Raw genomic sequence first — 1,010 nt, 5'->3', positions numbered from 1 at the left:
TCGATCAGCGCGGCATTGACCAAGGGGCGCGCGCCATCATGGATCAGCACCGCGTCACAATCGGGCGCGACCGCCGCCAGACCGGCCCGGACCGAGCCATCGCGGCTGTCGGCGCCATGAACCCGCACCACCCGATCGGCCAGCGTGCCAAGGGCGGCGCTGAAAAATCCGTCATCGGCGGGATGGATCACCGCGATCACCTGCGAAATACCGGGATGTCCGACAAAGGCCGCGACCGTGCGCGCCAGCACCGGCTGATCCCGAAGCGGCTGGTATTGCTTGGGAATCTCTCCGCCCGCGCGGGTGCCGCGTCCGGCGGCAACGATGATGGCAGCAGTGCGCATAGACGTCTCTTATCTGGCTTTCCCCTTGTGTATGCGTTGCTGAGAGAGGGGGCAATGCCTCAGAAACGGCAAGCCGGATGCATAAAAAACAGGCAAAAAAATTTTCAGGCCGATTTCACGCCGGGCCGACAATTGCCTTTTGCGCTATCGGTGATTACCTCGGGGTAAGGATTGCACAAGGAATAAGCATTTGAGTATTCGGGTGGCAGACGTGGCCCTTGATCCGCCGGTGTTTCTTGCACCGCTTGCGGGGATTACCGATTTGCCGTTCCGAAATCTGGTCTCGGGCTTTGGGGCGGGCCTTGTCGTCAGCGAAATGGTCGCCAGTCAGGAAATGGTTCAGGCCAAGCCGGGCGTGCGCGAGCGGGCCGAGCTGGGCTTTGACGTTGCCAATACCGCAGTGCAACTGGCCGGGCGCGAGGCGCATTGGATGGCCGAGGCCGCCCGCATGGTCGAAGCCAACGGCGCCCGCATCATCGACATCAACATGGGTTGCCCGGCGAAAAAAGTGGTGAACGGCTATTCCGGCTCGGCGCTGATGCGCGATCTGGATCACGCGCTGACCCTGATCGAGTCGGTGGTGGGCGCGGTCAAAGTGCCGGTGACCCTGAAAACCCGGCTGGGCTGGGATGACGCGTTGCTGAACGCCCCCGAACTGGCCCGCCG

Annotated in this window: 2 protein-coding genes; one reads left to right on the top strand and one right to left on the bottom strand. The window is 62.9% G+C overall.

Annotated elements, in window-relative coordinates:
• Positions 1–344 (bottom strand): 2-C-methyl-D-erythritol 4-phosphate cytidylyltransferase (locus ABYW26_RS14760; RefSeq protein ID WP_372605679.1); only part of this gene is annotated, 344 nt, incomplete at its 3' end.
• A 190-nt stretch (positions 345–534) separates the two neighbouring features.
• Here ABYW26_RS14760 and ABYW26_RS14755 point away from each other — a divergent pair.
• Positions 535–1,010, top strand: a 476-nt coding sequence (locus tag ABYW26_RS14755) for a tRNA dihydrouridine synthase (RefSeq protein WP_372605678.1), incomplete at its 3' end; no start/stop codon positions are given.

Origin of the sequence: Actibacterium sp. (genome assembly GCF_041584535.1) — a bacterium.
Taxonomy (GTDB): Bacteria; Pseudomonadota; Alphaproteobacteria; order Rhodobacterales; family Rhodobacteraceae; genus Actibacterium_D.
The sequence above is the reverse complement of the archived record's forward strand: the minus strand, read 5'-3'. Positions and strand labels throughout refer to the sequence as shown.